The 1,098-nt window shown below is 56.6% G+C and carries 2 rRNA genes; both read right to left on the bottom strand.

The annotated features are described in order from the left end of the window. Positions 1-67: 67 nt before the first annotated feature. Positions 68-184: ribosomal RNA gene (gene rrf / locus APZ21_RS05525) — 5S ribosomal RNA — on the bottom strand. A 60-nt stretch (positions 185-244) separates the two neighbouring features. Then, positions 245-1,098 (bottom strand): 23S ribosomal RNA (locus APZ21_RS05520); the annotation flags it as partial.

Here is a 1,098-nt window from a genome sequence, read left to right as displayed (position 1 = left end):
CGGGCGGAAATACGCCCCAAACGCCGGTAGGGGACCCAGAATCTGGGTCCCCTACCGTGTAATGATGTTCCGGCGGTGTCCTACTCTCCCACACCCTGTCGAGTGCAGTACCATCGGCGCTGGCAGGCTTAGCTTCCGGGTTCGGAATGGGACCGGGCGTTTCCCTACCGCTATAACCACCGTAACTCTATAAAACAACATGTGTTGTCTCAGATACTACACAGTGGACGCGTAACAATTCTTCGTCAGTAAGCCCTCGGCCTATTAGTACCGGTCACCTACACCCGTTACCGGGCTTCCAGTTCCAGCCTATCAACCCCATCATCTGTAGGGGGCCTTAACCCATCGAGTGGGTGAGAAACCTCATCTTGGAACAGGCTTCCCGCTTAGATGCTTTCAGCGGTTATCCCTTCCGAACGTAGCAAACCAGCAGTGCCCCTGGCGGAACAACTGGCACACCAGAGGTTCGTCCGTCCCGGTCCTCTCGTACTAGGGACAGCCTTCCTCAAGTTTCTGACGCGCGCGGCGGATAGAGACCGAACTGTCTCACGACGTTCTAAACCCAGCTCGCGTGCCGCTTTAATGGGCGAACAGCCCAACCCTTGGGACCTACTCCAGCCCCAGGATGCGACGAGCCGACATCGAGGTGCCAAACCATCCCGTCGATATGGACTCTTGGGGAAGATCAGCCTGTTATCCCCGGGGTACCTTTTATCCGTTGAGCGACACCGCTTCCACATGCCGGTGCCGGATCACTAGTCCCGACTTTCGTCCCTGCTCGAGCTGTCACTCTCACAGTCAAGCTCCCTTGTGCACTTGCACTCGACACCTGATTGCCAACCAGGCTGAGGGAACCTTTGGGCGCCTCCGTTACACTTTAGGAGGCAACCGCCCCAGTTAAACTACCCACCAGGCACTGTCCCTGAACCAGATCATGGCCCGAGGTTAGAAGTCCAATACGACCAGAGTGGTATTTCAACGACGACTCACCGAACACTGGCGTGCCCGTTTCACAGTCTCCCACCTATCCTACACAAACCGTACCGAACACCAATACCAAGCTATAGTGAAGGTCCCGGGGTCTTTTCGTCCTGCCGC

It is taken from the genome of Nocardia arizonensis, assembly GCF_001310275.1.
GTDB lineage: Bacteria > Actinomycetota > Actinomycetes > Mycobacteriales > Mycobacteriaceae > Nocardia > Nocardia arizonensis.
Note: the sequence above shows the minus strand (reverse complement) of the source record. Positions and strands in the feature narration are given on the sequence as shown.